At 39.5% G+C, this 24,651-nt stretch carries 21 protein-coding genes; 3 read left to right on the top strand and 18 right to left on the bottom strand.

The genetic code is table 11. From position 1 onward, the window contains the following. Positions 1-95: 95 nt before the first annotated feature. Complete coding sequence (gene zwf / locus NST02_RS10160) at positions 96-1,565, top strand: glucose-6-phosphate dehydrogenase (RefSeq protein WP_340950005.1); 1,470 nt, start codon at positions 96-98, stop codon at positions 1,563-1,565. Between the two features lie 444 nt (positions 1,566-2,009). On the opposite strand, the gene NST02_RS10155 is transcribed toward zwf, so the two are convergent. The 11 genes from NST02_RS10155 to mce all read right to left on the bottom strand — a co-directional run bounded on the left by NST02_RS10155 (position 2,010) and on the right by mce (position 14,115). Then, complete coding sequence (locus NST02_RS10155; protein ID WP_137743202.1) at positions 2,010-2,927, bottom strand: hypothetical protein; 918 nt, start codon at positions 2,925-2,927, stop codon at positions 2,010-2,012. 136 nt (positions 2,928-3,063) lie between these two features. Continuing rightward, complete coding sequence (locus tag NST02_RS10150; RefSeq protein ID WP_095306669.1) at positions 3,064-3,624, bottom strand: signal peptidase I; 561 nt, start codon at positions 3,622-3,624, stop codon at positions 3,064-3,066. A 163-nt stretch (positions 3,625-3,787) separates the two neighbouring features. Continuing rightward, positions 3,788-4,411 (bottom strand): DedA family protein, encoded by a 624-nt coding sequence (locus tag NST02_RS10145; protein WP_095306670.1) that lies wholly within the window; start codon positions 4,409-4,411, stop codon positions 3,788-3,790. A gap of 414 nt (positions 4,412-4,825) precedes the next feature. Then, complete coding sequence (gndA, locus tag NST02_RS10140; protein WP_095306671.1) at positions 4,826-6,235, bottom strand: NADP-dependent phosphogluconate dehydrogenase; 1,410 nt, start codon at positions 6,233-6,235, stop codon at positions 4,826-4,828. Positions 6,236-6,371: 136 nt separating this feature from the next. Next, positions 6,372-7,646, bottom strand: coding sequence for a DNA polymerase IV (locus NST02_RS10135; RefSeq protein ID WP_340948902.1), 1,275 nt, complete (start codon positions 7,644-7,646; stop codon positions 6,372-6,374). Positions 7,647-7,775: 129 nt separating this feature from the next. Then, positions 7,776-9,611: a ribosomal protection-like ABC-F family protein gene (gene abc-f / locus NST02_RS10130; RefSeq protein ID WP_408014793.1), complete on the bottom strand. Its 1,836-nt coding sequence runs from the start codon at positions 9,609-9,611 to the stop codon at positions 7,776-7,778. Between the two features lie 455 nt (positions 9,612-10,066). Beyond that, complete coding sequence (locus NST02_RS10125) at positions 10,067-10,183, bottom strand: RAxF-45 family protein (protein ID WP_280526657.1); 117 nt, start codon at positions 10,181-10,183, stop codon at positions 10,067-10,069. Between the two features lie 157 nt (positions 10,184-10,340). Further along, positions 10,341-10,832, bottom strand: a complete 492-nt coding sequence (locus NST02_RS10120; RefSeq protein ID WP_095306675.1) for a chemotaxis protein CheW — start codon at positions 10,830-10,832, stop codon at positions 10,341-10,343. Positions 10,833-10,949: 117 nt separating this feature from the next. After that, complete coding sequence (locus NST02_RS10115; RefSeq protein WP_212933217.1) at positions 10,950-12,071, bottom strand: M20/M25/M40 family metallo-hydrolase; 1,122 nt, start codon at positions 12,069-12,071, stop codon at positions 10,950-10,952. 78 nt (positions 12,072-12,149) lie between these two features. Beyond that, positions 12,150-13,697, bottom strand: a complete 1,548-nt coding sequence (locus tag NST02_RS10110; protein WP_340948897.1) for an acyl-CoA carboxylase subunit beta — start codon at positions 13,695-13,697, stop codon at positions 12,150-12,152. A 4-nt stretch (positions 13,698-13,701) separates the two neighbouring features. Further along, the gene (gene mce / locus NST02_RS10105; protein ID WP_095306678.1) at positions 13,702-14,115 is read right to left on the bottom strand and encodes a methylmalonyl-CoA epimerase; all 414 of its coding nucleotides are present in this window, start codon (positions 14,113-14,115) and stop codon (positions 13,702-13,704) included. Between the two features lie 146 nt (positions 14,116-14,261). On the opposite strand from mce, the gene prli42 reads away from it, so the two are divergent. Both prli42 and NST02_RS10095 read left to right on the top strand, forming a co-directional pair. Then, positions 14,262-14,357: a stressosome-associated protein Prli42 gene (prli42, locus tag NST02_RS10100; RefSeq protein ID WP_150915065.1), complete on the top strand. Its 96-nt coding sequence runs from the start codon at positions 14,262-14,264 to the stop codon at positions 14,355-14,357. A gap of 254 nt (positions 14,358-14,611) precedes the next feature. Beyond that, positions 14,612-15,079, top strand: a complete 468-nt coding sequence (locus NST02_RS10095; protein ID WP_137743198.1) for a BsuPI-related putative proteinase inhibitor — start codon at positions 14,612-14,614, stop codon at positions 15,077-15,079. Positions 15,080-15,328: 249 nt separating this feature from the next. On the opposite strand, the gene NST02_RS10090 is transcribed toward NST02_RS10095, so the two are convergent. From NST02_RS10090 to NST02_RS10060, 7 genes are all read right to left on the bottom strand, one after another. Next, on the bottom strand, positions 15,329-16,324 hold the full coding sequence (locus NST02_RS10090) for an aromatic acid exporter family protein (protein ID WP_137743197.1): 996 nt from the start codon (positions 16,322-16,324) through the stop codon (positions 15,329-15,331). A 92-nt stretch (positions 16,325-16,416) separates the two neighbouring features. Continuing rightward, positions 16,417-16,854 carry a BrxA/BrxB family bacilliredoxin gene (locus NST02_RS10085; protein WP_095306680.1) on the bottom strand — a complete coding sequence of 146 codons (438 nt, stop codon included), beginning with the start codon at positions 16,852-16,854 and terminating at the stop codon, positions 16,417-16,419. A gap of 218 nt (positions 16,855-17,072) precedes the next feature. Beyond that, on the bottom strand, positions 17,073-18,197 hold the full coding sequence (gene meaB / locus NST02_RS10080; protein WP_095306681.1) for a methylmalonyl Co-A mutase-associated GTPase MeaB: 1,125 nt from the start codon (positions 18,195-18,197) through the stop codon (positions 17,073-17,075). Further along, on the bottom strand, positions 18,184-20,388 hold the full coding sequence (gene scpA, locus NST02_RS10075) for a methylmalonyl-CoA mutase (protein ID WP_340948895.1): 2,205 nt from the start codon (positions 20,386-20,388) through the stop codon (positions 18,184-18,186). Before scpA ends, meaB begins: the two co-directional genes overlap by 14 nt. Then, entirely contained in the window at positions 20,381-22,195 is a 1,815-nt protein-coding gene (locus tag NST02_RS10070) for a methylmalonyl-CoA mutase subunit beta (protein WP_340948893.1), read from the bottom strand. The genes scpA and NST02_RS10070 overlap by 8 nt, the downstream gene beginning before the upstream one ends. A 165-nt stretch (positions 22,196-22,360) precedes the next feature. Beyond that, a complete protein-coding gene (locus NST02_RS10065) occupies positions 22,361-23,620 on the bottom strand; it encodes a dihydrolipoamide acetyltransferase family protein (protein WP_340948892.1) in 1,260 nt (419 codons plus the stop codon). Positions 23,621-23,656: 36 nt separating this feature from the next. Then, positions 23,657-24,640 carry an alpha-ketoacid dehydrogenase subunit beta gene (locus tag NST02_RS10060; RefSeq protein ID WP_095306685.1) on the bottom strand — a complete coding sequence of 328 codons (984 nt, stop codon included), beginning with the start codon at positions 24,638-24,640 and terminating at the stop codon, positions 23,657-23,659. Between the last annotated feature and the right edge of the window lie 11 nt (positions 24,641-24,651).

Here is a 24,651-nt window from a genome sequence, read left to right as displayed (position 1 = left end):
AGTAAAGTCTAAACTAGAAGATATATGATTCATACATAAAGTGAGAAAAGAGGTCTAGTATCTTGAACCAGAATGATAATCAAACAGCACTCATCATGATATTTGGAGCAACTGGTGATTTAGCAAAACGCAAGCTATTCCCCTCTCTATATAAATTGTTTGAAAAAGATAAGCTCTCTAAAAACTTTGCCGTTATCGGCGTAGCGAGACGCCCTTTAACAAATGATGAATTTCAGCAGTCGATCAAGGAATCTGTTAAAACAGCGATTGAAAAAGAAGATCGAATTGATGAATTTGCATCCCATTTTTACTATCATTCCCATGATGTCACTGATTCCGCTTCCTATGCGGCATTAAAAAATATGGCATCTGATCTCGATAACCATTATCAGTTAAATGGAAATCGCATCTTTTACTTGGCCATGGCTCCCGAGTTTTTTGGATCGATCGCCCTGCACTTAAAGTCAGATGGACTTACAGACGTGCGCGGCTTTAAACGTCTTGTGATTGAAAAACCATTTGGCCATGATTTAGAATCTGCCAAAGAACTTAATGATCAAATTAGAACGGCATTTTCTGAGGATGAGATTTATCGTATTGACCATTACCTGGGCAAAGAAATGGTGCAAAACATCGAAGTCATTCGTTTTGCAAATGCCATTTTCGAACCATTATGGAACAGTCGCTTCATCTCCAATATCCAAGTGACCTCAAGTGAAATTCTTGGTGTTGAAGAAAGAGGCAGATACTACGAAAATAGCGGCGCCTTGAGAGATATGGTACAAAACCATCTGCTCCAGATGGTGGCCTTACTTGCGATGGAACCGCCAATTCGCTTAAATACAGAAGAGATTCGCTCAGAAAAGGTGAAGGTATTAAGAGCACTGCGTCCTATCGAAGGTGAAGAAGTAAATAAATACTTCGTGAGAGGCCAATATGATGAAGGGACCATTAATGGAAAAACAGTGCCAAGCTACCGCCAAGAACCAATGGTTGCGGAAAATTCCAACACAGAAACATTTGTTGCTGGAAAACTGTTAATTGATAATTTCCGTTGGGCAGGTGTTCCATTTTATATCCGAACTGGAAAAAGAATGGCTGCGAAATCCACCAAAATTGTCATCCAATTTAAGGATGTTCCGATGAATCTTTATTATCAGACAGAGCAACCATTAAATCCAAATTTACTCGTAATCCATATCCAGCCTGAGGAAGGTGTAACCATTCATCTCAACGCTAAAAAGGCAGGTACAGGAATGGAAGCGACACCGATTAAGCTAAATTATGCCAATAAAGGGATTGATGGAATCAACACACCTGAAGCGTATGAAAAGTTATTATACGATTGCATGCGTGGCGATGCTACCAACTTCACCCATTGGGATGAGGTAGCCCTTTCATGGAGCTTTACCGACAAAATTTCAGACATTTGGGAAAACCATGTTGATGAAAGCTTTCCTAATTACAAATCAGGCACAATGGGACCTAAATGCTCTGATGAACTCCTAGAGAAAGACGGCTACTTCTGGTGGCCCGTTACCAATTTAGAAGTGAACGACAAGTAAGAAAACATTCCTTATAAGAACAAAAAACAACGATTGTTACCAATCGTTGTTTTTTCACGATGCGATAATTTTTAAATGTTTCGACGGATGCACTTCGAAATCTTTCATCATAATAAATCTTGTTTAACTCACAACTTCGTAACTTTTTGACTTTGTTAAACAATATTGTTAATAAAACTCATTTCGTGTTAATGCTAAAAGCTTCTCAAAATTTCATGAAAAAAAAGAAGAAAATGTGCAAAAAATCACCACAGATTTTTAACAAAGCCTCCTTTTTTAAAATCCCACTTCTCATCGCATTCAAAATAGGCTTTTTTTACTCATAATAAAGAACATGGGGATTACAGATTAATCCCCTGATTTACGTCTATAAAGATCCTCAGTTACTTTCCCCACATAAAAACAGCCATGACTTTAACTACATTAACATTTGCATGAGGCAAGCTATTTATCTGATTTTTCAGTAAACCAATTGTACAATTCTTTTGATTGGATTGTCAGAAATGTGTTATTTGCCCTTTTTAAAGTAATCGTTCCATCTGTTGACGTATCGACACTATCGACCCTCCATACTTGACTTTCACTTGCATAATACTCTTTTTCTGTATACAATCGATACCAGGTTGTACTCCCTTCAACGCTTTCGACAATTTTGAAGTTGCCTACTTTCTCTTCAAATTCACCACTTCCAGCTCCGATGGTTACTTGGATAATTTTAAAACCTTGGTCATCCTTATAAAAATTAACTTCTTTATTCGAAGTTGTTCTTGTACTGCCGTTCGGTGTTGCTTTAAAGGTGATTGCACCAGTATAATATGGAGGTCCCGCTGGTTCCTCTATCGGATCAACTTGAGTCGCCACAACTTCCAATTTTATATTTCCGGTCGCTCCTTGGAAATCAATATCATGATCACTGTGTGGCCAATCGACTAATACTCTGTATTTCTCAATATCATTTTCAGGGCGAAATGTCGTTAAGTAATCCACATCAACCCAATTATTATCAATATATCTTTGGAGACTCAGCTTAACGGGGGAATTTTCCGCAAAAAGGGCACCGCTTCGTTCTAAGTGAACTCTGTATTCGACCGGTAAAGTTGTATTATTTTTATTAATTTGGAATTTATACGCCTCTAATGTAGGCATTCCAGGATATAAATCCTCACCTAAAGCAAACTGACCATCACCAATAGTCTGGCCTTGACCATTGACCGCCTCAACATCAAACTTAGCTGCAACGGCGACATTATTGTCACTTGTAAAGCTTTTACTAAAATAAGCGATTGTTCCAATTGTTGCAATTGTTAATAATAGAACACCTATTAAACTAAACCATAGCTTATGTTTTTTTAAAAAGTTCATCCTTTTTTCTCCTATCCAACATATTTTAAAGAACGAAAACAAACTTAATAACGAACTATTTTCTAAAAAAAATATCTTCCAATTGTGCTATTTTTTCTTAACCCTCATTACTCCTTAATTGATCACCTCCTAAAAATTATTTTTGTGTAAGCTGCTCTTCTTTCCGAACAGCCAGTATTTTTTTGATGATCTTTGCGCTTAAGACAAAAGAGATGGTGAGCGTTAAAAGGATAAGACCGAGCGGACCTTTTAAAGAGCTTAACAGCAAACCGAGTTTCGGAATCTTGAAAGCGACCGCACCAGCTATTTGTTCAAGTGAAACAAGGTCTTGGTCAACCAAATTATTAGCATCCCCTTTTGTTTGAAAAAGACTTGTCCCATTATTGTCCACAATACCGACAATGCGATGTGTAACAAAAGTTCCATTATGATTCCGATAAGTAACGACATCATTTACCTTTGGCGTCTCAGTACTGTAAGGATGGATAATAATTAAGTCCCCTTCGGATAATTTGGGATCCATGCTCCCAGTTAAAACCGTTAACAAATGGAACCCTAAAATCGATGGTAATCCATCAGAATTTCTACTTACTTGAATAACGTTATAAAGAGATATGAGCATAATAACAACAAATCCAAGCAGCACTAAATTCCCTGTTGCCTTAAAAATTCTTTTAATCTTTACTCCCCCTTTCATGTCACCTTAATAAAATATAAATCGTTCTTTAATAAGAACGATTTATATAAAGTATAATTCAGTTCTAAGCATTAGACAAGACTATTTTGTTCGAAATAGTGAAAAAAATGTTTAATTAAACGTTTAGAAATTTGTAATCTTATACAAGTAATTGACTGTACAACTATGCTTCTCCTTCATGAATATTAGAAGATTTTCTAAACCGATTACGCCATTTTAAAAGAAAAAAAAGAACTATCACACAACACAATATGATTAAGATGAGCTTCAAAAAATGTTCTATCCAAGTAAAAACAAACTGCCATTGATTACCGAACACATAACCGATACCGATAAACATCGATACCCACAGGGCAGTTCCTGTATAGGCATATAAAGCAAAGGTTCGATATGGAATTTGAATAATGCCCGCAAAATAGCTGTTGAACTGTCGGATACCGGGTAAGAAGAAACCAAATAGAAGCATTTTGTTCCCATATTTCTCATAAGCAATTTTTGTTTTCTCCAAATATTTTGGTTTTAAAAACAACCATTTACCGTATTTATCAATCAATGGCATCCCCAATTTTTCTCCGAACCAGTAGGTGGTCGTTATTCCTATCACAGATCCGGAATACGCTGCAGCTAGAGCTGGTAGAAGGTCGAGAACATTTTTATAGGATAAATATCCAGTATATGCGAGGGTCGAGTTTCCAGGAGGTATCGGAAGAGCAATTAATTCCATAGGTAAACCGATTAACAACACTAAATAACCATATTGAGCAAACAAACGTTCAATCATTTCCATAAACTCTCCTCATTTCTCCCACTTTATTTATTGGTTTCATGAAATATCCAGTTCTATACCATTATTGTTCGTTAAGGATTAAACTTTATACAAAAATGGTAGCGGAAGATTTTGTCCGTTTAGAAGCAAAATTCGGCCTCTCTTTCAAACAATGAGGCGTTTCGATTTGACCAAATCGACCAATTTTTTTCAAGCATAAGCCTTGTTTAAAAAAAGTGAAACACTCTAAAACTGGACAGCAGGGTTCTTAAAATTTCAGTGAATCTTTGAATCAAGCCGCTTGCCCATCCTTCCAAAACATAGCAGATATTCACCAGCTAATCCCATGAAAAAAGCAAGTGGAGAAAAACCATTCGTTTTTCTCCACTTGCTTAGTTAAGAGGACCTTTTCCAAAACCTTAAAAGGTTTTTCTATTAATCCAACCATTCCGTATGGAAAATCCCTTCCTTGTCAACGCGTTGATAAGTGTGAGCACCGAAATAGTCGCGTTGTGCTTGAAGTAAATTTGCCGGTAATGTTTCCGTTCTATAGCTATCATAATACGATAGTGCTGCAGAGAAGCAAGGAACCGGAATTCCATTTTGAACGGCAACGGCGATAATATCACGTAATGCGGACTGATAATTTTCAACGATCTCCTTAAAATATGGGTCTAGAAGAAGGTTCTTTAAAGCGCCATCTCTGTCGTAAGCATCCTTAATTTTTTGCAAGAATTGAGCGCGGATAATACAGCCGCCACGGAAAATCATGGCAATGTCTCCATATTGTAAATCCCAGTTATATTCTTCAGAGGCTGCTCTCATTTGAGCAAATCCTTGCGCATAGGAACAAATTTTACTCATATAAAGTGCCTTGCGGACAGACTCGATAAAGCTTGCACGGTCACCTGAGAAAGGCTTTACTTCAGGACCATTTAACACCTTGCTTGCAGCTACGCGCTCATCCTTCATCGCTGAAATGAAACGGGCAAAAACCGACTCTGTAATAATCGGCAGAGGTACACCTAAATCGAGAGCACTTTGACTTGTCCATTTACCAGTTCCCTTTTGACCTGCTGTATCAAGGATGACATCGACCATCGGCTTACCTGTCTCCTCATCCTTTTTCTTGAAAATATCTGCTGTAATTTCAATTAAGTAACTATCAAGCTCACCATTATTCCAATCAGCAAATACTTCATGCAACTCATCCGCAGACAAACCTAGTACATGTTTTAATAAAAAGTAGGACTCGGAAATTAGCTGCATATCCCCATATTCGATTCCATTATGAACCATTTTTACATAGTGACCTGCTCCATCTGGACCAATATATGTGGTACAAGGCTCACCATTTACTTTCGCAGAGATATCTTTAAAAATAGGAGCGACTAATTCATAAGCTTCCTTTTGACCTCCTGGCATGATCGATGGCCCTTTTAAAGCACCTTCTTCTCCCCCTGAGACACCTGTACCAATGAAATGAATGCCAAGCTCACTTAATTCCTTGTTACGTCTTTGGGTATCAACGAAGAAAGTATTTCCCCCATCGATTAAAATATCGCCTTTTTCCAAATGAGGCTTTAACTGTTCAATGGTCGCGTCTGTAGGCGCACCTGCTTTTACCATTAACATGATTTTACGTGGCTTTTCGAGCGACTGGACAAACTCTTCGATTGTATATGTACCGACAAAATTCCGGCCTTCCACTTCTTTTAACATTTCATCCGTTTTTTCTCGTGAACGATTGTAAACAGAAACTGAATAGCCCCTGCTTTCAATATTCATCGCCAGGTTTTTTCCCATTACGGCAAGTCCAATTACACCAAATTGTTGTTTTGTCATCTGTGTTACTTCCCTTCTAACCTTTAAATACGATTGAATATATCGTGAATCCACTTTACTTTAGCAAGAATTACGCAAAGATGCAAAAATATGAGTTTCCTATCAATAGTTTTTCAAAAAACAATGAAAAAATAAGCTAAGGAGAATCCTTTTTTCTCTTTTCAACCTGAAGAAAATCCTTATTAAAACTGGTCTCTGTGCCAATTTGCCGTTTTTGCTCATATGAAAGATTGCTTGCCTGCTCAATAATATGAGCACCGAATTTTTCCTTCAGCTTCGACACTGTGTCAATAAGCGGTTCCTTTTTAGCATCCCTTTCATACGTAAAAAGGTCAAGCTGCTTCACCGCATGATCGTTCTCGACTAAATCTGTCCCTGTAATCCCGAGCAACCGCACAGGATCACCTGTCCAGTTGGAGACTAACATCCCCTTTGCCAATTGTAAAATTTCTTCTTGAGTAGAAACAGGATTTAATAATTTCCTGCTTCTTGTTACCGTTTTGCGATCTTTGTATCGAATTGTAATCCCCAATGTAGTTGCCAGCACTTTTTTGCGTTTTAAGCGCACGGAAACCTTTTCCGCCAAACCTTTTAAAACTTGAAAAAGCTCCTGTTGATTGGAAACATCCTTCGGCAAGGTTGTCGAATTTCCAATACTTTTAAAATCAGTTATGGCATCTGGATCGACTGGACGATTGTCGATCCCATTTGCCCTCTCCTTTAATCGTAGTCCATTTATCCCCAACAAAGCTTTAAGCTGGATGTCGTTCCCTTTTGCCAAATCCTCTATTGTATGAATGCCAATTCCTTTTAATTTATCTGCCGTTTTCTTACCGACACCATGCATTTCACCTACTTGCAACGGCCAAAGGACAGTCGGAAGATCCCTTTTTCTTAATACAGTTATTCCTAATGGTTTCTTCATATCTGAAGCCATCTTCGCAAGAAATTTATTCGGCGCGACGCCAATGCTGCACGGTAAATCGAGTTGCCGGATTAAGCGTTTTTGAATTTGTTCAGCAATTTCTAATGGAGAACCGAGCTCAAAACTTTCAGTAATATCCACATATCCTTCATCAATCGACACTGGTTCAACAAGCTTTGAAAATTGGTTTAACAAGTCAAACATTCCCATAGAAGCGGCCCGATAACGTTCAAAATCTGGCCTTTTCACGATAAGCTGTGGACAAAGCTTCTTCGCTTCCCATAAAGGCATCGTCGTTTTTACTCCAAATTTCCTCGCTTCGTAACTACAAGTAACGATTATGCCCCTTCTTTCCTCTGGGTTCCCTGCGATTGCCAGCGGTTTCCCTTTTAATGATGGATCATAAGCCATTTCCACAGATGCATAAAAGCTATTCATATCCACATGTAAAATGACACGACCGTTTTTTGGATACATATTTTTCATACCGTTCCACACTTCCAAAAGAAGAAATTCTTATAGTTCTATTTTATCATATGTTCGGTTTGTTAAACGCAATAAAGCTCCCCTATTGTGACAGAGCTCATCAAGATTCAAAATAACTAGCTCTGCTTTTTAAAAGGCCTGCCTATAAATTTCTTCCCACCGTTTTTCCAGTTCTACTTTCTCATTATATATTTGTTGTAATTGCGCTAAATCCTCCGTTTCAATTAACATTTGTTCTAATTTTGAAATTCTCGATTCTATTTGTTCTAATTGCAATTCCCATTTTTCATCTAGAGAATTTTTTTCATGACTTCCTTTACTTTTGCTAGTTATTCTTTTTTTATCGTTCTCCCTTTTATTTTTTTTAAAATGGACTTCTTCCATTTTCTTTTTCGCATAATGATAATTCCCGTCAAAGCTATAAACTTTCTGCGATTCGATCCAATACACTTTCTCAAAAAGCTTATTAAGAAAATAACGATCATGTGAAACAGCTAATATCGTCCCTTTGAAACGACTAAGGACTTCTTCCAGCACTTCGAGAGATTCAATATCCAAATGATTAGTCGGTTCATCCAAGATGAGCGTATTTACATTTAAATGCATAAGTTGAGCTAAACGAAGTCGCATCCTCTCTCCGCCACTAAGTTGAGATATTTTTCTAAAAACCGTATGTCCAAAAAATAAAAATTGCGCTAAAATCCCCCTTGCTTCCCCCTCAATCACTTTTATGACATTGCGAAAAACATCAATGAGCCTTTCATCTTTCTCATCGGCAAAAACATGCTGAGAAAGATAGCCTATTCTCACGTTACTACCTATTTTAATTTCACCTTGATCCGGGTTTAATTCCTGCAAAATTAATTTAATTAAAGTGGATTTCCCAGTTCCATTTCCTCCAACAATCGCTACACGTTGTTGATAAAATACATGGATATTCACTTGTTCAAACAGGACTTTTTCTCCAAATCGTTTAGAGACATTCCGGACGATAATAACATCTTTTCCACTGCGGTCCGCAGATACCATTTCTAAGTTCATTTTCCTTTGATTCATTACAGGGCGCTCCAAGTTCTCCATTCTCTCCAAAGCTCTTTCCATATTTCTCGCGCGTCTATGGAGCTCCTCATTAGGCGGATTAGCCCTGTTTGCCCAATCCCGCAAGCGTTTAATCGCTTCTTTCATTTTCTTTATTTTCTTTTGCTGCTCTTCATAAGCATGAAATTCTTTTAACAACCTCTCCTCTTTTTCTTTCATATAACCAGAATAATTTTTCACGTAGCTAACAATCTCTCCGTCTTCTAAATCTAATATTTTGTTCACTACTTCATCTAAAAAGTGCCGATCATGTGAAACAACAAGCACAGTTCCTTGATAATCCTGTAAAAAATGGCTTAACCATTCAACTGCTGCAAGATCTAGATGATTCGTCGGTTCATCTAGCAACAAGAAATCAGGTGCTTTTAAAAGCACCAAAGCCAGCCCCACTTTTGTTTGTTCCCCACCACTAAGTTTTGCAAATGGTATATCCAATAGGTCCGTAATATTTAAGCCATTCACAATTTTGTTAATAGAGGCTTCGATTTCATACCCACCTTTTCTCGTAAAATCATCTTGCAACTGACCATAGTCCGTTACTAATTTTTCAAGCTTATGAGCGTTTTTTTCATTGCTCATTTCTCTCGCCAATTCCTTCATCTTGTCTTCTAATAATAAAAGGGCAGAGAACGCTGTCTTTAATACTTCTGCCGTAGTTGCTTTGTTTCCAAACTCTTTGAGTTGTTGAAGATAGCCTACTTGAGTCCCTTTTTTCCAATGGATTTGACCAGAATCAGGTATTTCCTCACCGGACAAAATTTTTAATAGACTTGTCTTGCCACTCCCATTTCGACCGACAAGACCTACCCTTTCTTTTTCCATAATTTCAAATGTAATATTTTCAAAAATATTATTGCCTCCATACATCTTTGACACTTGATGAACACTGCAAGCAATCATCTCTATATTCCTCCCTTTTAATCAATAAACATAGTACAAAAGCACGAGGCGCTCACGGATCGATCGGAAAGATTGATCCTGTGATGAGCGTTCTAAGAAGCTTTCCATGGAGCTCATTGCCGTACAAACGTTAAAGGAACTGTTCTAAATCTGAATTGCGATGCCACTCTCGGTCACTTATCATAGGTTGTAAAAATTCCAATACCAATGTTTGTCAGGCTTTGGCTGCTTGCAAAAGACTAGTTACACTCATTAAATGAAACTTATGTTCCAAGAACACACAAAAAAGCCATGGAAATACATACTTTCCCATAGCTATACACGAATATTCAAGACAAAAAAAGAGAGCATGAAAAGCTCCTCTTTTTTGCCATCCTATCAATTGTGGGTTTAAAGATGTTTTCACTGTTTTCATTTCCTATTTAGTTCCTAAAAAAGGGCATAGTTATCCCGTTAGCAACTAAACTAGCAAATTTTGCACGGCAAAAATATAAGAATTCCGTCCAATATCCGTGCGATAAAACAGCTTGATTCAACACCTTTCCCCACCTCCGTTTCACTATATATCCACTAAATTATATTCCTTTTTCGAGCATTTTTCAAGTTTCCATCGAATATGGATCATATAGAAATGTTGAAAAATGAAGGAAATCGCTCATTTGCTAGACTACAAAAAAGCTGATTCCAAAAGTCAAATCAATGACTTTTGGAATCAGCTTCCTGCAACTGGCTTTCCATATATTCTTGAATCTCTTTTATCCCCTCTAGAGTTTTCACCATGACTGTTGGAGAAATAATTGTAATAAGGCGACTGTCAAGATTCGCTACTCCCGTAAAATAACTTGTTTTTTGATAAGCTACTAGTCCCACCTGCTTAATGACTTCAGCTGGAATATCCAATATTTCTTTTGCTTCTTTAACGAGAACCCCTAAGGAAATTTCGTCTGTCCGCAATACGATGACTCGAACTGAATCGCTTGCTTCCATTGCACGGTCATATAAAATGGTCTCCGTGTCGATTGTCGGAATAAGCTCTCCGCGAACTTTCATAATTCCTTTCACATAAGTTGGTAAATGAGGTATTGGCGTAATCCCTTCTAATTTCTCAATGGACAACACACTTTCAATCGGGATCGCATATTCTTCATCTCCCACTGTAAAAACGACAAATTTACTTGAATCTTGCATGAACATCCCTCCTGACTTTTCTACTTCTATAGTACTCACCGAACAGACAGCTTGTCTATGCTAACTTTTGTACAAATGGAAATAAGAGAACCTTTCATCCGGTTCTCTTAAAATGAACTATGCCTTGCTCACTTCTTCAATAATGGCAATGACCATTTCAGCAAGCTTATTTAGCTCTTCGATCGGCATCCGTTCATTTTTCGTATGTATCTCCTCATAACCAACAGCTAGGTTGACCGTTGGAATGCCGAATCCAGCGATAACATTAGCATCGCTCCCCCCACCACTTTTTAACAGTTCAGAGCTTCTGCCAATTTTAGCCGCTGCTTTGCGCGCTACTTCAACAACATGGTCACCTTCTCCATATTTAAAGCCTGGATACATGATCTCGACTTCCACCTCGGCACTACCGCCCATTTCAGCTGCCACTGATTCAAAAGCAGCTTTCATCTTTTGAACCTGGGCTTCCATTTTTTCAGGCAGAAGAGAACGAGCTTCAGCGAGGATTTCAACGCGATCACAAACGATATTCGTTGGACCTTCACCTTTAAAATAACCAATATTGGCTGTTGTTTCCTCATCGATTCTTCCTAACGGCATTTTAGCAATCGCCTTTGCCGCCATTGTAATCGCAGAAATTCCTTTTTCCGGCGCAACACCGGCATGGGCTGTTTTCCCTAAAATCGTCGCTTTCACCTTCGCTTGAGTAGGTGCAGCAACAACGATATTTCCTACTTTTCCATCACTGTCAAGGGCATAGCCAAATTTAGCAGTTACCAAGGATGAATCAAGAGCCTTAGCACCAACTAAGCCTGATTCCTCGCCAACGGTAATAATAAATTGAATCGTTCCATGAGCAATATTTTGCTCCTTTAACACACGAATAACTTCAAGCATAACAGCTAAACCAGTTTTATCATCAGCACCAAGAATCGTTGTTCCATCAGTGACAACATAACCATCTTTAATGGCTGGCTTAACACCCTTTGCTGGAATAACGGTATCCATATGTGAAGTGAAATAAATGGTATCAACACCATCTTTAGTCCCGGGAAGTGTGCAAACTAAGTTTCCTGCACCATGCCCTGTTAATTCCGTTGTATCATCTTCAAAAACCTCCACACCTAGAGCAGAAAACTTTTCCTTTAACACTTTGGCAATTTCCGCTTCGTATTTCGTTTCTGAATCGATTTGGACAAGTTCTAAAAATTCATTGAGCAATCTTTCTTCATTTATCATTGATGTAACCCCTTCCGCTATATCTTCCTATTTCAGTATATCTGTTTCAGTCAAGAATCGGCAAATTTTTCTTTGTTGCTAAAGAGGAATATTTCCATGCTTTTTATGCGGACGTGATTCCTTTTTATTTCGCAGCATCTCTAGAGACTGAATGATTTTGATCCTTGTCTCTCGCGGATCAATGACATCATCAACCATGCCCATGCCTGCAGCCACATAAGGATTAGCAAACTTTTCTCGATATTCTTCAATTTTTTTCGCCCGTGTTTGTTCCGGATTTTCGCTATTTTGAATTTCTTTCGCAAAAATAATGTTTGCTGCCCCCTGTGGTCCCATAACAGCAATTTCTGCATTGGGCCAAGCAAAAACAAGATCAGCACCAATGGATTTACTATTTAATGCAACATAAGCCCCACCATAGGCCTTTCTTAAAATAACCGTAAGCTTCGGAACGGTTGCTTCTGAATAAGCATAGAGGATTTTTGCACCATGACGGATGATGCCGCCATGCTCCTGTTTAACACCTGGAAAAAATCCCGTTACATCCTCAAAGGTAATCAGCGGAATATTGAAGCTATCGCAAAAACGAATAAAGCGTGCAGCCTTGTCGGAGGAATCAATATCAAGTCCACCGGCCATCACCTTTGGTTGATTACAAACTAAGCCGATCACTTCCCCTTTTATCCGCGCTAATCCTACAACAATATTTCTAGCAAAGTCTTTGTGAACCTCAAGGAATGAATCTTTGTCTACGACTTCATCAATGATAACCCTTACATCATATGGCCTAATCGCATCAAACGGAATCAAGTCGGTTAAGTTCGGACGATAGTCGTCTTCAGCGGTACCCGTTAACATCGGCGGCTTTTCCTCACTATTTTGTGGTAAATAACTTAATAATAACCTTACACTTTTGATAATTTCTTCTTCAGAATCACTCCGAAAATGAGCGTTTCCACTAATCGAATTATGGACCCTTGCTCCACCTAAATCTTCAGCACTAATTTTCTCACCTGTCACCGTTTCAATCACCTTTGGACCTGTTATAAACATTTGACTCGTTTTTTCAACCATAAACACAAAATCTGTTATGGCAGGAGAATAGACTGCCCCTCCTGCACACGGTCCCAAAATGACCGAAATTTGTGGAATTACTCCTGAATAAATTGAATTTCGATAAAAGATTTTGCCATATCCATCTAGCGAAACAACCCCTTCTTGAATTCTTGCCCCGCCAGAATCATTTAATCCGATGAAGGGAGCTCCGTTTTTTGCGGCCAGATCCATCACGTTGGCAATTTTATTAGCGTGCATCTCCCCTAACGCTCCGCCAAACACTGTGAAATCCTGGGAAAATAAATAGACAGAACGTCCATTGACTTTGCCATAGCCTGTTACAACTCCATCACCTGGGCCCTTTTGAGACTCTAATCCAAAATCCCGTGAACGATGCTCGATAAAGGGATTTAATTCAACAAAGCTCCCTTCATCTACAAGCAAATTAATGCGTTCTCTTGCCGTTAATTTTCCTTTTTCATGTTGCTTTTCGATGCGTTCATCTCCACCTCCAAGTTCAACTTCTCTTCTCTTATCGTAAAGTTCGTTTATTTTTTCATAGATGTCCATTCCGCTACTCTCCCTTTTCCGTTTTTTCACATAACTCCCATAACACCTTACCTGTTGATTTCGGATGCATAAATGCTACAAGTGCCCCTCCTGCACCTATTTTCGCTTTGTCCTGGAGCATTTGAATCCCTTTTCTCTTCATTTCATCAATCCTTGCTTGAATGGAATCAACCCCTAATGCCACATGGTGAATCCCCTCGCCCCTTTTCTCAATATGCTTTGCAATTGCACTTTCTGGACTTGTGGGTTCAAGTAATTCTATCTTCGTCCCGCCTATTTTTATAAAAGCTACTTTTACCTTTTCGCTTTCTATTTCTTCAATCCCCTGAATTTCAAGCCCAAGCACTTCTGTATAAAATGGCAATGACTCCGAAATTGATTTAACGGCAATTCCGATATGATCTACTTTTTCAATCATTCTTCTCCCCCCACCTGAGCATAGCTCAATATAGTTAAAATATTCGCTAAAATATGCCGATTTCCTTCCTAAAATTGAGCGGTTGTTCATTTCTGCAATACCTAGTAAAATAGAAAACAGGATGTATAGATTGGGAGGGAAAGATAATGAAAAATAAAAAGGCTAGAAAAGTAATTGTTTACTTAATGATATTTGCGATGCTCGCATCAACTCTTCTCCTTGGACTTTCCATGTTTATATAAACCATTTCGGAAAATGCAAGCAGCTGTAAATGAATGGTTCGTGGCTTTTCTCTAAGCTCACCAGCGGACAAGCTGGTATCGTTGTCGCCTTTTTCGCTAAATCTATCGATAGGAGCGAAGTTTTATAATAGCTGCTTACAGTGGACATATGAACAGCTTTAAAGAGTAGGATGCCCTACTCTTTTTTCGTGTAACCTTTTATCAGAAATGAAGTCTAATTAAATGAAGACAAATTAAAAAAAGTGGTGATTCCAATGATCATTTCTCTAAGGAAAACAGCAGTCGTGATTACTGCCTTCCTTTTTGCTACCTTAGCAGGCTGTGGAACGGCAGACAACTCCAAAAATGAGAACAGCAACGGAGGAGGCTCCGGGGAAGAAATGAATATTTCTATCCATAAGATCACTGATTTACAATACCAACTCTCCATTCAAAACAATCAGGAAAAAGAAGAAAAAATAACATTCCCTTCTTCACAGGATTTTGATTATTTTATCAAAGACAAAGATGGGACAATTGTTTATACGTATTCAGCAGATAAAATGTTTGCCGCTACAGTAGAAGAAGAAATATTGGCACCGGGAGAAAAGCTTGAATATGAACTCGATCTTTCTGAGACTCTTTCCTTTCTCGAGCCTGGAGATTATACTTTAGAAGCATGGATTACAGCGACAGAAATCGATGAAAATAAGGTGGAGACAGACTTCAGTTATGAGGGCTAAAATAAGAAGGTACCTGAACGTTTAACAATCGACTATCCCCCAAAAGATAAATTTCACGAAAATTTTTTGGGGACGTTTCATGTTTCGACACTCTCCTATTGTTTACTTTCGATAGCTTTGTTAAACAATATTGTTGATTGAACGATCTTTGGCTCATTGCGTGTGAAGCCTTAGTTTCACACGCAATGAGCCAAAGATCAACACCGACATATAACAAAGCCTTGTGTTTAAAGAGTATTCTCCAAAAAACTACTGTAATTCCACACTGCCTTTTCGATACTTCTTCTTTTCTCTCTTCAAATACTTGAACGAGTTTTTCAGCATCAAATATTGTTCCATTTCCTTCGTTAGCTGCAAGAGGGCAGCGCGGACTTCAAATTCTTCACGTGTTTGCGGCAGCCCCATACTTTGAAATTCCTCTCTCATCTCCAACAGATTTTCTAGAAAATTCTTTGGTACTTCACCAGGACTTATATGCTCAGCCAGCTCCTCCAAAAAGTCTCCGATCATTTGGCCTTGTACTACTGTAACAGGTAATGAGGCAACTAAAGGCAAAATTCTCTCGATAATCTCGAACTGCTTTTCACGCATTTTAAAATAATGATAGTACAAATGGTCATTGCGGCGAAAATGATTCTCTACATCTTGGAAAGCCATTGTTTTTGCTTCATCAATTAATCTTGCTGTACGGGTAAGTTCACTTCCGTCCCAGCTGCTGTCACTTGTTCTTAAATAGTGGACAATTTCCAGTATAATTTTCCGAAAATTATCTTCAAGCTCTGCCTGATATTGAATCAATTTCTTCCCTGCACTCGGCATATAGAGATTCATTATTAAAGCCATTCCGACACCAATGATCACAATGCCTAATTCATTGAGAAGAAGTTCGAAGGTGACATTTCCAGCCATGTAAATATGCAGAATGATGACACTGCTTGAAACAATTCCTTCCTGAGCCTTACACATAACCGCCGTAGGGATGAAAAATAACAGCATTAATCCAATTGTAATCGGGTGGTATGTAATGCCCTCAAAAAAGATCGTTGAAAATAACATGGCCATGAGGCAAGCAAGAACTCTATCCCATGAAGCTTTAACGGACTTTACCTTTGTCGGTTTAATGCAAAGAATGGTTAATATCCCTGCAGATGCGAAATTATTGAGGCCTATTGTTTGTGCCAGCAAAATCGATAATGTTGTTCCTAAAGCGGTCTTGATTGTTCGATATCCTATCCGAAATTTCATCATTGCTCCCATGTACCTTCCATATTTCAAATTTATCCTAATAATCAGCACATCTTATTGTATCAAAAAAACCTCGGAAAAAAACCGAGGTCTTAAACTTCTTCACAATATTGTTCAAATGCATCCTGTAATTTTTGGACAACATCCATCGGACCATGGCCTTCAATATCATGACGCTCAATCATCGTGACAAGTTCCCCATCCTTTAATAAAGCAAATGATGGAGAGGATGGCGGATAGCCAGTAAAGTAAGAGCGAGCTTTTTCCGTCGCCTCCTTGTCTTGTCCAGCAAATACAGTTACTAATTGATCGGGTCTTTTATCGTAATGAAGGGAGTGCATAGCAGCTGGGCGAGCAATCCCACCAGCACAGCCACAAACTGAATTCACCATTACTAGTGTTGTCCCTTTTTGTTGTAACGCTGCATCCACTTCTTCTGGTGTTGTCAGCTCTTTATATCCTGCAGCGACAATTTCTTGCCGAGCTTGGCGAACTACGTCGTTCATGAATAAATTAAAATCCATGTTCATCTATATCGCTCCCTTTTATCTATTCTTCTTTTTCATAATACCAATACCAGTGCAATGTTTACAACCATTCCACTCGCAATTATTATAAGTAGAGGAAGAAAGATAAAAAAAGAAGAAAAGATGTTTTATTTTCTTGTAAATGGGTAAATACACAATAAGCAAGATCTATCCCATAATTACCCCTATTTGGCTACCATCTTGGAATGGTAGCCTTTTTTTTAACTTTTTGCCTGAAAATAATGCTGAAAGAGGCTGTTTACCGCAGAAGTAGCCGTTTTATCTCCGGCAATTACCTCATTTTCATACTTTGGGAGCAGTTCTTTTACAAGGGGATGATGAAAGAAATCTGTTTGCAGTTGATCGATGATCATCGATTTCATCCATTCCTTCGTCTGGGCTCTGCGACGCTCCGCAAAGATGCCTGATTGTTTCGTCGATTCCTCGAACGCTTTAACCGTGCGCCAAACATTCCCGATTCCTTCATTCTTTAATGCTGAACATGTATAAGCTTTTGTTACCCACCCTTTTGTCGCAGGTTGGAGAAAGTGAAGAATTTGATTATATTCTTGTTTTGTTTTTTCAGCACGCTTTTTATTTTCACCGTCTGCTTTATTAACAAGGACAGCGTCAGCAAGCTCCATAATCCCTTTTTTCATCCCTTGAAGCTCGTCTCCTGCCCCTGTTAAAACTAGGAGCATAAAGAAATCAACCATTTCTCTGACAATGACTTCACTTTGCCCCACCCCAACTGTTTCCACTAATATGACATCAAATCCAGCCGCTTCACACACGAGCATCGTTTCTCTTGTTTTACGATGAACTCCGCCGAGCTTTCCACTTGACGGAGATGGGCGAATAAATGCCCTTTTATTTCTTGCAAGCTGTTCCATTCTTGTTTTATCGCCTAATATACTTCCACCGCTAATATTAGAGCTTGGATCGACGGCCAAAACAGCCACACTTAATCCTTCGCCACAAAGAAAACTACCAAGGGCTTCAATAAACGTACTTTTTCCTGCACCTGGAACACCGGTAATTCCAATTCTTAATGCTCTTCCGGCATGAGGAAGAAGCTTCTGCAAAAGCTCCTGCGCTTGAGCAAAATGGTATTCTGCATTGCTTTCAATCAGTGTAATGGCCCTCGCAAGCTCTCTACGTTCTCCTGCTAAAACCCCTTTGTACAGCTTTTCAAGCGATGGACCATTAACTTTTTTTCTTTGAAAACGGGTCTTTTTTTGGGCGAATGTTATTTGCTCCGAGCCTGTTACCCCAGTTCGAATAACTGAATTATACCTTTCAGGCTGATTCGGATCGCTCCATTCTGGCTTCTTATCCTCCGTCATGTTCACTCGACACTTCCTCATAGCCCAGTCTTTCATAAATAGCGTGAATCACCTTTTGTGCAGCCACAGGAATTACTGTTCCTGGTCCAAATATCGCTGCGGCTCCATTATCATATAAAAACTGATAATCCTGGGCAGGAATAACTCCACCGACAACCACTAAAATATCTTCTCTCCCCAAATTTGTTAATTCTGCTCGCAGCTGCGGCAGCAATGTTTTATGACCTGCTGCTAAGGAACTCATCCCGATCACATGCACATCATTTTCCACAGCCTGCAAGGCAGTCTCTTCGGGCGTTTGGAATAGCGGTCCGATATCGACATCAAATCCTAAATCGGCAAAAGCAGTCGAAATTACTTTCGCTCCTCGATCATGTCCATCCTGCCCCATTTTGGCAATTAAAATTCTTGGGCGTCTCCCTTCATTTTCTAAAAATTCCTCTGTCATTCGCTGAACCTCGGCAATTTCCTCCTCATTTGAAAAGGCAGAACTATACACACCACTTATTGAACGTATCACCGCTTTATGGCGATTCACTACCTGTTCAATTGCATAAGAAATTTCCCCAAGTGTAGCTCGTACTCGTGCCGCTTCTACAGCCAATTGTAAAAGATTTCCCTCTCCCGACTCCGCTGCTTCCGTAATGGCCCTTAACGCCTCCGTTACTTTTGCTTCATTGCGTGCCGCTTTTAATTTTTCCAATTTTTCAATTTGTCTTAAGCGCACTGCCGTATTGTCGATATCAAGGATCTCTATCGGTTCTTCCCTTTCGAGTCTGTATTGATTTACGCCGATAATAGTCTCTTTTCCGGAATCAATTTGCGCTTGTCGTCTTGCTGCCGCTTCTTCAATTTTCATTTTTGGAAGACCTGTTTCAATCGCTTTTGCCATTCCACCAAGCTGCTCAATTTCTTCGATGTGCTCCCAAGCCCGTTCTGCCAGCTCTGCAGTCAAGGCTTCGACATAGTAAGAACCTGCCCACGGATCAATCACATCTGTAATCCCTGTTTCCTCTTGTAAAAATAACTGGGTATTGCGAGCGATCCGCGCTGAAAAATCAGTCGGTAAAGCAATCGCTTCATCAAGGGCATTCGTGTGAAGCGATTGTGTATGTCCCATCGCTGCCGCATGCGCTTCAATCAATGTGCGGGTAACGTTATTAAACGGATCCTGTTCAGTCAAACTCCAACCGGAAGTTTGTGAATGAGTACGCAACGCCATCGATTTTGGATTTTTCGGTTGAAAAGTTTTCATCATTTTTGCCCAAATAAGACGTGCTGCTCTCATTTTTGCGATTTCCATAAAATAGTTCATGCCAATTGCCCAAAAAAACGACAGTCTTGGTGCAAAAGAATCGATTTCAATCCCTGCTGTCAAACCCGTCCGCACGTATTCAAGTCCGTCAGCTAAAGTATAAGCAAGTTCGATATCAGCTGGTGCACCAGCCTCCTGCATATGATATCCTGATATACTAATACTATTAAATTTAGGCATATAGGTAGATGTATACTTAAAAATATCAGCGATAATTCTCATCGACATTTCGGGAGGGTAAATATACGTATTGCGAACCATATACTCTTTCAAAATATCATTTTGGATTGTTCCAGAAAGTTTATCTTGCGATACCCCTTGCTCTTCTGCGGTAACGATGTAAAACGCCATAATCGGAAGGACCGCACCATTCATTGTCATTGAGACAGACATTTGATCAAGCGGAATCCCTTCAAATAATGTTTTCATATCGAGTACAGAATCAATCGCTACCCCCGCTTTGCCCACATCGCCTACTACTCTTGGATGATCGGAATCATAGCCGCGATGTGTTGCTAAGTCAAAGGCGACGGAAAGTCCTTTCTGCCCCATTGCTAAATTTCTCCGATAGAAGGCGTTGCTTTCTTCTGCAGTCGAAAAACCGGCATATTGCCGGACAGTCCACGGCCGATTAACATACATCGTCGGATATGGCCCTCTCGTATATGGCGGCAATCCGGGCAAATGCTCTAATTGCTCTAAATTTTGACGATCTTCACTCGTATAAAGCGCTTTGATTTTGATGTGCTCATTTGTTTCAAAAAGAAGCTCTTCCATATTTTGAGCAATTTCTTCTCTCGCTTTTCGTTGCCATTTTTCCTTCGAATCACTTTTCGACGCAAATAAAGAGAATGCCTTAAAATTCGGCTTAGTCATCTATGCCCACCTCCAAATCAGCTAAAATCGTAGCAAGGGTTTGATAGCAGTTGCTCTTTAAATGAATAAATCCAGCAATCCCGACCTTTTCCCAGCTTTCCCGCTCTTCAGGAAGCCCAACAACATACAAGTGAACGTGAGGGAAGGCTGTTTTGATGTTTTGGGCAAGCTCGATTCCGAAAGATGCATATTGCTCATTGCTTCCACAAAGACAGTAATGTTTATAGCCTGTTTCTCTCACAAACTCTAAAGCATGAGTTATTGCATGAATTTCTGTACTCATTTTTCCTTCAATACCAGCTGGTGCGAGAAATCCGTTGGCAAAGTCAGTCCGCAGTTTATGAGACTTTAATTCTCCTAAAGTGAGCAGTCCTACAGCTAAATCTACTCCTTGCTTTTTCAGTTTCTGCGCACTGAACCTAAGCTCCTCATATGACTCTGATAATCGCCCTTGTGGAATTGGTGGAAATTCGGCTCTATGCTGCACTCCGCTTACCTGCACGTTTTTTAATGATTCACCTTGTAAGTCCACATATTTATTCGTTCCCACAATCGCTTGCTGCCTCGTCGCTATCGCTTCTTCACGCCTTTTTCTTACTTTGGCAATCTCCGTCTGTATCCATCCTTGTTTAAGCACTTCAACAATTCCACCTTTTTCATCGATCGCCAAAAATAGTTCCCATGCTTTTTCAACAAGCTCTGTCGTTAAAGATTCCACGTACCAGGAACCACCTGCTGGATCAATTGTTTTTGCCAAGTGGGACTCATCTCGTAAAATTAATTGTGTATTTCTTGCAATACGATCCGAAAAAGCAGTCTCTTTACCTTCAGGCTCATTAAAGGGGCTGACATGTAAATATTGAATTCCTCCCAATACTGCTGCAAAGGCCTCACTTCCCGCTCTTAACATGTTCACATAAGGATCATAGAGCGTTTTCGTAAAGCGAGAGGTCGTAGCAGAAATAATCATTCCCCGCTCTTCTTCATCTACTCCATAAGCTTTCGTTACCATATCCCATAACACTCGAGCCGCTCTAAGCTTTGCCAGTTCCATAAAGAAATTTGCGCCTATCGAAAATTGAAAAACAATTTTTGACACTAATGTTTTGATTGATAAGCCGAACTCCGCAAGTTTTTCAATATGCTGTACCCCTGTGCTAATTGCAATTGCCAATTCTTGCACAGCATGAGCACCACCATTATGATATGGAACTGTATCCACTAAAATGGTCCGTATTCGAGGAAGTGAAGTTAGGCTATTATTGATCGCTTCAAACATCTGCTGATAGCCTTCTTCAATCCTATCTATCCCTTTTTCTGCTAGAAGAGCAACTGGATCGATGCCGATATAACCATAACACTTCCCAGAGTGAGGCAGACTTTGAATTTTCTTTAAAAATTCATGGTGATATTCTTTCGCATTGATTGAAAATGGATAACGGAGCAGCTCTTCCTCTAATTCTTCAACTTTTGCCAACACGCTTTCATTGATCTCAAACGAGAGCGCTGTTTGTCCTTTAGAAATGGCTTTGTACAGTTGCTCATTTAAATTTTTATCAATCGTAAGTTTTTGTGCCACCTTCCATTGATTTGATAAGTAACCTAGAGAATAGGCTCCTCTTCTAAAATCGGACTGTGCCGGAAACTGGCTTACTTCCTCTTGATCGTTTTGCATGTAAAGCGGTTTCAATCTTATTTGCTCATATGTATCTTTTTCAAGCGACTCAATCTTTTTCCCTTTCATTGACTGCTCGCTCTTTTCAACCCAATTCTTAATAGAAACCTTTGGAAACGATTGCTCTCGCATTTCCTCTCCACCTTCCATGAGGTTATTAAAAATTCCGATTATTAAATTTTCTATTGATACCACTATTGTAGTACACGAATTTCATTCAAGCAACGGAGAGAAAAGAGGAAGACCGTTGTTTAATAAACGGTCTTCAAGAGATTATATGCTATTTTAAAATAACATTTAGTAAATCGAGGTATTTTCTTTGCTTGTATGTTCAAGAATTTCTTTAACTCTTTGGAGAAAACGACCACATACTAAGCCATCAAGAACGCGATGATCAAGCGACAAGCATAAATTCACCATATCACGAACGGCAATCATGCCATTTATAACAACAGGGCGCTTGACAATCGATTCCACTTGTAAAATCCCAGCTTGTGGATAATTAATGATTCCCATCGATTGGACAGAGCCGAATGAACCTGTGTTATTCACTGTAAATGTCCCGCCCTGCATGTCTTCGCTTGTCAATTTACCAGCACGCACCTTTGTGGCATACTCGGTAATCTCGCGAGCAATCCCTTTAATTGTTTTCTCATCGGCTGCCTTGATAACCGGTACAAACAATGCATCATCTGTTGCTACTGCAATAGAAATATTGATGTCTTTTTTCTGCACGATTTTATCTCCTGCCCACATTGAATTCATTTGTGGGAACTCTTTTAAGGCTTGAGCAACAGCTTTGACAAAAAACGCGAAGAAAGTCAAATTAAATCCTTCTTTATTTTTGAATTCATCCTTGACCATGTTTCGATATTCAACTAAATTCGTCACATCGACTTCGATCATTGTCCAAGCATGCGGGATTTCATGCTTGCTTTTAAGCATATTTGCTGCAATTGCTTTGCGAACTCCAGTTAGTGGAATTTCAGTATCACCAGCCCCAACTGGAATCGATGGCACAGGAGCGCTTTGTTTTGCTGTCTGAGCTTGAGGTTTCGCAGGCGGTGTCTCAGCTTGAACCGATTTTGGAATCTGACCTGACTCAACAATCTTTAAAATATCCTTACGGGTAATACGTCCGCCAGCACCGCTTCCCTGCACAAGATTCAAATCAATACCATGTTCTTGTGAAAGTTTCAGTACAGCAGGTGAATAACGAGCTTTGCTGTTTGTTGCATCAAGCAAAGCGTTTGTACTTGAAAAGTCTGCTTCATTTTGAGCAGCAGGAGTTTCTTCATCTGCTTCACTTACACTGCCCTCTACTTCCACAGAGCAAATCACTTCACCTACTGCTAGCGTATCCCCTTCATTTGCAATTAGTTCTTTTATGACACCGGAAAAAGAGGAGGGTATTTCCGCATTTACTTTATCTGTCATAACCTCTGCCAGCGGGTCGTACTTATTGACTTTATCCCCTGCTGATACAAGCCATTTGCTTATTGTTCCTTCGGTAACACTTTCTCCTAATTGAGGCATTTTAATTTGTTCAATTGTCAATTCGAAAAACCTCCTTCAACTACGCTTTTTCTCTATTTAAAATTCAGCCAACTCTCGCATCGCTTGTTCAACTTTATCCGGATTAACCATAAAATACTTTTCCATTGTCGGTGCATATGGCATTGCAGGTACATCTGGTCCCGCTAAGCGCTTAATCGGAGCATCCAAATCGAAGAGGCAATTTTCTGCAATTATCGCCGACACTTCACTAATAATGCTGCCTTCCTTATTGTCCTCTGTTATAAGCAATACTTTACCCGTCTTGCTGGCTGCCTTAATAATGGCTTCTTTATCCAACGGATAAACAGTACGCAAATCTAAAATATGTGCCGAAATGCCCTCACTCGCAAGTCGTTCAGCAGCCTGCAGTGCAAAATGAACACATAACCCGTACGTAATAACAGTAATATCATCGCCTTCACGCTTGACATCCGCTTTTCCGATTGGAAGAACATAATCTTCAGTAGGTACTTCGCCTTTAATTAAACGGTATGCTCTTTTATGCTCGAAAAAGAGAACCGGGTCTTCATCACGAATTGCAGCCTTTAATAGTCCCTTTACATCGTATGGCGTAGATGGCATGACAATTTTTAATCCAGGCTGGTTGGCGAATACGGCTTCAACCGATTGGGAATGATACAATGCTCCATGAATACCGCCACCATATGGGGCGCGAATCACAATGGGACAATTCCAGTCATTATTGGAACGATAACGGATTTTTGCTGCTTCAGAAATGATTTGATTGACAGCCGGCATGATAAAATCAGCAAATTGCATTTCCGCAATCGGACGCATGCCATACATTGCTGCCCCAATTCCTACTCCTGCGATCGCTGATTCAGCAAGGGGGGTATCAATGACTCTGTCTTCCCCAAACTGCTCGTATAATCCTTGAGTTGCTTTAAAAACTCCGCCCTTTTTCCCTACATCTTCACCAAGAACGAAAACTTTAGAGTCTCTTTCCATTTCCTCACGAATCGCCATCGTCACTGCATCTATATATGAAATGACTGCCATTTCAATCTTCC

Origin of the sequence: Robertmurraya sp. FSL W8-0741 (assembly GCF_038004005.1) — a bacterium.
Classification (GTDB): domain Bacteria; phylum Bacillota; class Bacilli; order Bacillales; family Cytobacillaceae; genus Robertmurraya; species Robertmurraya siralis.
This window is presented reverse-complemented; position numbering and strand designations above follow the sequence as displayed.

What these genes read in the sequence shown, in the direction of transcription:
- zwf (WP_340950005.1), top strand. Translation starts at nt 96, where the DNA reads ATGATATTTGGAGCAACTGGTGATTTAGCAAAACGCAAGCTATTCCCC.
- NST02_RS10155 (WP_137743202.1), bottom strand. Translation starts at nt 2,927, where the DNA reads ATGAACTTTTTAAAAAAACATAAGCTATGGTTTAGTTTAATAGGTGTT.
- NST02_RS10150 (WP_095306669.1), bottom strand. Translation starts at nt 3,624, where the DNA reads ATGAAAGGGGGAGTAAAGATTAAAAGAATTTTTAAGGCAACAGGGAAT.
- NST02_RS10145 (WP_095306670.1), bottom strand. Translation starts at nt 4,411, where the DNA reads ATGGAAATGATTGAACGTTTGTTTGCTCAATATGGTTATTTAGTGTTG.
- gndA (WP_095306671.1), bottom strand. Translation starts at nt 6,235, where the DNA reads ATGACAAAACAACAATTTGGTGTAATTGGACTTGCCGTAATGGGAAAA.
- NST02_RS10135 (WP_340948902.1), bottom strand. Translation starts at nt 7,646, where the DNA reads ATGAAAAATATGTATCCAAAAAACGGTCGTGTCATTTTACATGTGGAT.
- abc-f (WP_408014793.1), bottom strand. Translation starts at nt 9,611, where the DNA reads ATGTATGGAGGCAATAATATTTTTGAAAATATTACATTTGAAATTATG.
- NST02_RS10120 (WP_095306675.1), bottom strand. Translation starts at nt 10,832, where the DNA reads ATGCAAGATTCAAGTAAATTTGTCGTTTTTACAGTGGGAGATGAAGAA.
- NST02_RS10115 (WP_212933217.1), bottom strand. Translation starts at nt 12,071, where the DNA reads ATGATAAATGAAGAAAGATTGCTCAATGAATTTTTAGAACTTGTCCAA.
- NST02_RS10110 (WP_340948897.1), bottom strand. Translation starts at nt 13,697, where the DNA reads ATGGACATCTATGAAAAAATAAACGAACTTTACGATAAGAGAAGAGAA.
- mce (WP_095306678.1), bottom strand. Translation starts at nt 14,115, where the DNA reads ATGATTGAAAAAGTAGATCATATCGGAATTGCCGTTAAATCAATTTCG.
- prli42 (WP_150915065.1), top strand. Translation starts at nt 14,262, where the DNA reads ATGAAAAATAAAAAGGCTAGAAAAGTAATTGTTTACTTAATGATATTT.
- NST02_RS10095 (WP_137743198.1), top strand. Translation starts at nt 14,612, where the DNA reads ATGATCATTTCTCTAAGGAAAACAGCAGTCGTGATTACTGCCTTCCTT.
- NST02_RS10090 (WP_137743197.1), bottom strand. Translation starts at nt 16,324, where the DNA reads ATGAAATTTCGGATAGGATATCGAACAATCAAGACCGCTTTAGGAACA.
- NST02_RS10085 (WP_095306680.1), bottom strand. Translation starts at nt 16,854, where the DNA reads ATGAACATGGATTTTAATTTATTCATGAACGACGTAGTTCGCCAAGCT.
- meaB (WP_095306681.1), bottom strand. Translation starts at nt 18,197, where the DNA reads ATGACGGAGGATAAGAAGCCAGAATGGAGCGATCCGAATCAGCCTGAA.
- scpA (WP_340948895.1), bottom strand. Translation starts at nt 20,388, where the DNA reads ATGACTAAGCCGAATTTTAAGGCATTCTCTTTATTTGCGTCGAAAAGT.
- NST02_RS10070 (WP_340948893.1), bottom strand. Translation starts at nt 22,195, where the DNA reads ATGCGAGAGCAATCGTTTCCAAAGGTTTCTATTAAGAATTGGGTTGAA.
- NST02_RS10060 (WP_095306685.1), bottom strand. Translation starts at nt 24,640, where the DNA reads ATGGCAGTCATTTCATATATAGATGCAGTGACGATGGCGATTCGTGAG.